Annotated in this window: 6 protein-coding genes and 1 pseudogene; all 7 read right to left on the reverse strand. The window is 63.4% G+C overall.

Annotated elements, in window-relative coordinates; translation table 11 throughout:
• On the reverse strand, positions 1-851 hold an 851-nt coding region (locus AC5DC2_RS17090), incomplete at its 3' end, for a sulfatase family protein (protein ID WP_491699341.1).
• A complete protein-coding gene (locus AC5DC2_RS17095) occupies positions 830-1,804 on the reverse strand; it encodes a carbohydrate kinase family protein (protein ID WP_491699342.1) in 975 nt (324 codons plus the stop codon). The genes AC5DC2_RS17090 and AC5DC2_RS17095, both read right to left, overlap by 22 nt.
• A gap of 12 nt (positions 1,805-1,816) precedes the next feature.
• Positions 1,817-2,818 (reverse strand): ABC transporter ATP-binding protein, encoded by a 1,002-nt coding sequence (locus AC5DC2_RS17100; RefSeq protein ID WP_491699343.1) that lies wholly within the window; start codon positions 2,816-2,818, stop codon positions 1,817-1,819.
• Positions 2,819-2,822: 4 nt separating this feature from the next.
• A complete protein-coding gene (locus tag AC5DC2_RS17105) occupies positions 2,823-3,656 on the reverse strand; it encodes a carbohydrate ABC transporter permease (protein WP_491699344.1) in 834 nt (277 codons plus the stop codon).
• Positions 3,653-4,597, reverse strand: a complete 945-nt coding sequence (locus tag AC5DC2_RS17110) for a carbohydrate ABC transporter permease (RefSeq protein ID WP_491699345.1) — start codon at positions 4,595-4,597, stop codon at positions 3,653-3,655. The genes AC5DC2_RS17105 and AC5DC2_RS17110 overlap by 4 nt, the downstream gene beginning before the upstream one ends.
• A gap of 70 nt (positions 4,598-4,667) precedes the next feature.
• Positions 4,668-5,936, reverse strand: a complete 1,269-nt coding sequence (locus AC5DC2_RS17115; protein ID WP_491699346.1) for an ABC transporter substrate-binding protein — start codon at positions 5,934-5,936, stop codon at positions 4,668-4,670.
• A gap of 169 nt (positions 5,937-6,105) precedes the next feature.
• A pseudogene (locus AC5DC2_RS17120) lies at positions 6,106-6,659 on the reverse strand (hypothetical protein); the annotation flags it as partial.

Genomic DNA, 6,659 nt, shown 5'->3' on the forward strand with positions numbered 1-6,659 from the left:
TCGAGAAAGGTCGGCAGGATATCGGTGAAAGACACCAGATTGGGGTTTGCAACGCCCGCGCGGCCGCCGGGCTTGCGGATGATCAGCGGCAGGTGCACGCCGGCATCGTAAAGCGTGGTCTTGGAATTGAGGAAGGGGGAGCCGTTGTCGGAGAGGAAGACGACGAGCGTATCATCGGCAAGGCCAGCCTTTTCCAGTTCATTGAGCACCATGCCGACGCCCTGGTCGAGGCGGTGGATCGAGCGGTAATAATCGGCGAGTTCCCGGCGCACTTCCGGCAGGTCGGTCAGGAAGGGCGGCACGGTGACGTCTTCCGGCGCGAAGATGCGATCCTCGACGCCGGGATAGGAGCGGTCATTGCCGAAGCCGCCGCGGGTCTCGTCGCGGTGCGGATCGATGAAGCCGATGGTGAGGAAGAAGGACTTCTGCTCAGCCTTGGCGCTGTCGAAAAAGGCTGCCGCGCGGTCTGCCGTCCGGCGCACGTCACGTTCCCAGCTTTCCGCGCGCACCTGCCAGGGATAGGCCGCATCCGGTCCGACATGGATCTTGCCGATGATCCCGGTCTTCATGCCGGCGGCGTTCAGAAGCGCCGGCGCGGTCTCCACATGATCGAAGGTCATGAAATGGTGGTGGTCGTGGTTGAGGCCGTATTGCCCGGTCTCATGGGTGTGGCGCCCCGTATAGATCACCGAGCGGCTGGCCGAACACGAGGCGGTCGAGGTGAAGGCCATGTCGAAGCGCGTGCCGCTTGCGGCCAGACGGTCGATATTGGGCGTCGCGATCGCCGTCTCGCCGTAGCAGCCGGTCATGCGCCCCAGATCGTCGGCGATCAGAAGGAGGATATTGCGCATGATGGCTGGCTCCGTTGAAGACTGAGGGGGGCGGAACTGCGGGGAAATTCGCTGATCACCGCGCTGGCCACATCAATGCCGCGCCGAAGCGCCGAACGGTCGGAAGCCCCTTCCGCGACGGCGCTCAGATAGCCGGCATTGAAGGCATCGCCGGCGCCGACCGTGTCGATCACCGCGAGCGGCTCGGCATGTTCGACCAGATAGTTGCGGGCATGATAGCAGGCAGCACCCTCCGCGCCGCGCTTGACGACGAGGGTGGCGTCGGGGCGCATATGGGGGCTGAGCGTGCGGCAGGCGGCATGAACGGTTTTTTCGCCGGAAAGGCCAAGGACTTCCTTGTCGTTCAGCAGGATATGGTCGGCGAGGCGGGTCCATTCACGGGCTTTGGCGATTGCGGCATCGCTCCAGCCCTCGCCCGGCCAGCCGGGATCGATGGCAATGGTCGCGCCGCGCGCCCTGAGCCGCTCAAGAAAGGCCGTATGCTCATCGAGAAGTCCTGGCAGGGCGAAACCGCCGGAAACCAGCGCGATCGCGCCTTCAAGCGGCCAGTCCTCAAGGGCTGAAGAGAAGAAGGCCGCATCAAGCCCGTCAAGATGGCCGTTGGTGGAAAAGAAACTGCGCTCGCCGCCCGTCTGCAGCACGCCGACGGAGATCGAGGTTGGACCGGGCCGGGTCGCGATCCTGTCGAGCGGGCCGGAGAACTGCCGCGTGATCATTGCGCCCGCGGCATCGCTGCCGGTTGCCGAGACGAGGCCGACGGTCTGACCGAGGCGCTGCAGCACGAGCGCGGTATTGGCCGCCGAGCCGCCGATGCGGAAATCGGATTTGTCGAGAAACACCTCCGTCCCCCAGTCCGGCCAGTCATGAACGCTGCCGGTGACGAGATCGAGATTGGCATTGCCGATGACCGAGATCGGGCGCGGCGGCGCGGATGGTCTGAAGCTGCTGTTCATATCGCTCGCCCCCTAAACCGCGACGCCCGCCTTGTCGAAACGGTGCAGCGCCGCCTCGTCCGGCGTCACATAGACCGTCTCGCCGGCTGAAAAATCCTGCGCCCCGGGAGCGCGCACGTTCAGCATGCCGGCCTCATCGGTCTCGACATGAATGAAGGTGTCGCTGCCGAGCTCTTCGGACAGCAGAACCTTGCCGGCCCAGCGGCCATCCTCGCGGGAAATCGCAAGATGTTCGGGACGGATGCCGCAGGCCGCCGCGCCGAACCCGTCAGCAATCTCACCCTCGATCACATTCATGCGCGGCGAGCCGATGAATTCGGCGACGAAGCGGCTGGCGGGCTTCATGTAGAGCTCCATCGGCGTGCCGACCTGCTCAACCCGTCCGGCGTTCAGCACCACGATGCGGTCGGCAAGCGTCATCGCCTCAACCTGGTCGTGGGTTACATAGATCATGGTGACGCCCTTCATGCGCTTGTGGAGCGCCGCGATCTCGATGCGGGTATCGACCCTGAGTGCCGCGTCGAGGTTGGAGAGCGGCTCGTCGAACAGGAAAATCCGCGGCTGGCGGGTGATCGCCCGGCCGATGGCGACGCGCTGGCGCTGGCCGCCGGAAAGCTGGCGCGGCTTGCGGTCGAGATAGGGGGTGATCTGCAGCATCTCGGCCGCCTCGCGGATGCGCTTGTCTGCCTCGGCCTTGTCGAGCCTGGCCTGTTCCAGGCCAAAGGCCATGTTCTCGTAGACCGTCATATGCGGGTAGAGCGCGTAGGACTGGAACACCATGGAGATGCCGCGCTTTGCCGGCAGCACATTGTTGACGCGCTCGCCGTCGATCATCAGGTCGCCGCCGGAAATATCCTCCAGCCCGGCGATCAGCCGCAAAAGCGTGGACTTGCCGCAGCCCGACGGGCCGACGAAGACGACGAATTCGCCCTTTTCGAGGCTGAGGTCGATATCCTTCAGCACCTCGACATGGCCGAAGGACTTGCAGATCTTGTTGAGTTCGATGGAGGCCATGAGACTATCCTTTCACGGCGCCGGCTGTGAGGCCGGAAACGATTTTTCGCTGGAAGACGAGGACGAGCGCGATCAGCGGCACGGTGACGATCACGGAGGCCGCCATGATATTGCCCCACGGCACCTCGAATTCGGAAAGGCCCGAGATCATCGCGATCGCCACCGGCACGGTGCGCTGGCTGTCGGTGGAGAGAAAGGTGAGGGCGAACAGGAACTCGTTCCAGGCATGGATGAAGGCGAGCAGGCCCGTCGTCACCATCGCCGGCCACATCAGCGGCAGGAAGATGCGGCGGATGATGGTGAACGAGGAGGCCCCGTCCATGATCGCCGCCTCCTCGATCTCGATCGGCATGTCGCGCATGAAGGTGGTCAGCACCCAGACCGTAAACGGCAGGGTGAAGATCATGTAGGAAAACACCAGCGACCACAGCGAGTTGAAGAGGCCAAAGGCGCGGATCAGCTCGAACAGGCCGGAGAGCACGGCGATCTGCGGAAACATCGACACCGACAGAATGGTGAAGAGCAGCATCCCGCGTCCCCTGAACCGGATGCGGCTGAGCGCAAAGGCTGCCGTCACGCCCAGGAACAGCGAGAAGATGACGACCACGGTGGCGACGAACACAGAATTGAAGATCTGGTGGCCGAAGACGCCGTCGGTCAGCATGTGCTGATAATTGGCGAAGGTCAGCGCCTTCGGCAGATAGTTCACCTCAAACAGCGCCTGACCATTCTCCAGCGACGTCAGGATGGCGTAGTAGAAGGGAAACAGGGCCTGGGCGAGGATAACCAGAACCAGGGCATAGAAGGCGATGCGTTTGATCGGTGCGGGGACGGTCATCTGTCGCCTCCAAGGTTCATGCGGGTGGCGCGGATGAAGCCGATCGTCAGAAGCGCGATGATCAGGAACAGCAGCGTGGAGGCCGCCGAGCCATAGGCGAAGCGATCGAAATCGAACAGGTTCTCGCGCGCGAAAACCGACATGGTGGCCGTATTGGCATTGTTGGGGGTCAGCACATAGACGATGTCGAAGACGCGCAGCGCATCGAGCGCGCGAAAAACGATCGCCACCAGCACGGCCGGCATGATCAGCGGCAGGGTGACCTTGCGGAACACGCGGACGGGATGAATGCCGTCGAGCTTGGCCGCCTCATACATGTCCTTCGGCACCATCTGCAGGCCGGCGAGGATCAGAAGCGCCATGAAAGGCGTGGTCTTCCAGATGTCGACGATCAGCACGGCAAGCATGGCGGTATCGGGATCGGCCGTCCATGCCACGGGCTCGGCGATGATATGCAGCTTCATCAGCATGTCGTTCAGAATGCCGAACTGGTCATGCATCATCCAGGCCCACATCTTGGCCGAGACGATGGTGGGGATCGCCCAGGGGATCAGCACGGCGGCGCGCACCAGCGAGCGGCCGGGAAACTGGGTGTTGAGCACGAGCGCGATGACCATGCCGAAAATGGTTTCGAACAGCACCGAAAAGAAGGTGAAGCGCAGCGTGTTCCACACGGCCCGCCACCAGTCCGGGTCGGCGAGCAGTCCGTAATACTCGCCTTCGCCGCCGCCATAATCGAGATATTCGAGATAGTTTCGGAAGCCGACCCATTGCGCCTGGCCGGGAAAATCGATCGAGGCGTCGGTAAAGCCGAAATAGATCGTCTTGACCAGCGGATAGACCGCGACCACGGCAAGCACCGCGAGCATCGGCGCCAGGAAGACCCTGGCGGAAATCACCCGCTGTTGTGACAGGGTCGATTTTTCGACCGGTTCTGCCATGTTCCGTTCCCTTCTTGTCATTGGTTGAGACGGCGCCGCGCGCACATTAACCGCACGGCGCCGACCGGTCCTACCAGCCGTTGCCGCGCAGGCGCTTCAGCTTTGCTTCCAGCTTGGCGAGGTTCTGCTCGGCGGTGCCGTCGCCGGCAAGCGTATCATGCACGGCGGTCCAGAACTCCGAGGAGACTTCGTTGTATTTGCGCTTCGTTGCGGCGGAAGGACGCGGCAGGGCGTTGAGCACGACCGGCTTCCAGCGCGGAATGAAGGGCTGCGCCTCGGCCACTTCCGGATCGTCGTAGACGGCCGTCACCGTCGGCGGACGCGAGGTCTCGATCGCGCGTTCCTTCTGGTTTTCGAAATTGTTGAGGAACTTCACCAGTTCGATCGCCTCGTCCGGATTGGGCGAATATTTGGAAACGGCGAGATGCCAGCCGCCCAGCGTCGCCGCCGAACTGTCGCCTTCGCCGCCGACGGGCAGCGTGGTCACGTCGAACTTGCCCTTGACCGGGGAATCCGGACCGTCGGCCAGCGCATAGGCGTAGTTCCAGTTGCGCATGAACACGGCATTGCCGGACTGGAACACGCCGCGCGCGTCCTCTTCCATGTAGTTGAGCACGCCCTGGGGCGCGATCGTGCCGACCCAGGATTTCGCCATGTTCAGCGCTTCGGCCGCTTCCGGATTGTTGATGCCGATCGAGCCGTCAAGCTCGACGATGCGGCCGCCGCCATAGGAGTAGATCCATTCCTGGCCGTTGCAGGTCAGCCCCTCATAGGGCGCGCCCTGGAAGACGAAGCCCCACATGTCACCATTGCCCTCGGCCCGCTCGCCATCCATGATGATCTTCGCGGTTTCGGTCATCTGGTCCCAGGTCTCGGGAACCGGCTGATCGTATTTTTCCAGGAGGTCCGTGCGGTAGTAGAGCGCCGGGGCGCCGAGGAACATCGGCAGGGCCACGAGCTTGCCGTCGACGGTCTGCGATTCGACGGCTGCCGGCACGAACTGGTCGATGATATCGGCGGTCGCCTCCGTCAGGTCGATGAAATGGTCGGCCAGCTGCGGCGCACCGATGACGTCGATGCGGTAGACGTCGATATCCGGCGACTTGGCCGAAAGCCAGAGCTTGTACTGGCCGAACTGGTCGGTGGTCGATTCCGGCATGGAGACGATGTTGACCGTGTTGCCGGTCTTCTCCTCATAGCGGTCGAGCTCCTTGCGCAGAACCTCGTTGTCCTTGCCGATCGCGCCATGGACGATGTTGAGTTCGACGGCGCCCGCCGAAACGGACATCAGGGCGCTGGCGGCCAGCAGCACGCCGGTGAATGTCTTGAAATGCTTCATTGCCTGTTCTCCCTCCGGTCGCTGTGCGGACCGGTTTTGAAAAGTTCCCGCTTGTTGGAATACCGCCCGTTTCGGTCGGCCTTTCCTTTCTGATGGCAATCCGGCGATATCCCGCCCCGATTGCCTGGTTCACGCCGGTACGAAGACCCGCGAAGTCTGACTGGTCCGATTACGCCTCCTTTCTGCAGAAAATCGGCGAGGTCCAGGCCATCTGGCCGGTTTTCTCGCGCAGTCGCACATAGATATTCTCGCCGGCCTCAAGCGCGCCGAGGGCCACGCTGCCCTGCCATTGCCATTGATGCGGGCGGGGCAGGGCGTGAAAACGGTAGGCGGGGCTGTCGATCGGGCCGAGATTGCCCGAGACCGCGCCCTCGAAAAGGTCCTCAATCGCGATGTCGAGCTGTTTGCCGGAGATCTCGGCCTTCAGCCTCGCACCCGGTTGCGCTTTGAGCCGGATGGCAAAGCCCTGCGTCGCCGGGGTCACATTGTTGGGGTTGGCGGCGGCGGTGACGGAAAAGGTCACCCTGCCGCCGGTCAGGTCGAGCGTCGGCAGCACCGCCGCCTCGTCCTCGCCCTCCAGCGGCGAGACGATCTCGGCGCCGCGGAAACGCGGCTCCACGCTCAGGAATTCGCCGCCTTCGAGGTTGAGCGTCCCCGCCCAGTCATGGCTCTTGCCGCGCGCGCCCCGGCCGAGTTCGACATAGAGAATGGTCTCCGTCGTCG

The organism is Martelella sp., from assembly GCF_984369615.1.

Coding starts and splice junctions, on each gene's coding strand:
- AC5DC2_RS17095 (WP_491699342.1), bottom strand. CDS start 1,804: ATGAACAGCAGCTTCAGACCATCCGCGCCGCCGCGCCCGATCTCGGTC.
- AC5DC2_RS17100 (WP_491699343.1), bottom strand. CDS start 2,818: ATGGCCTCCATCGAACTCAACAAGATCTGCAAGTCCTTCGGCCATGTC.
- AC5DC2_RS17105 (WP_491699344.1), bottom strand. CDS start 3,656: ATGACCGTCCCCGCACCGATCAAACGCATCGCCTTCTATGCCCTGGTT.
- AC5DC2_RS17110 (WP_491699345.1), bottom strand. CDS start 4,597: ATGGCAGAACCGGTCGAAAAATCGACCCTGTCACAACAGCGGGTGATT.
- AC5DC2_RS17115 (WP_491699346.1), bottom strand. CDS start 5,936: ATGAAGCATTTCAAGACATTCACCGGCGTGCTGCTGGCCGCCAGCGCC.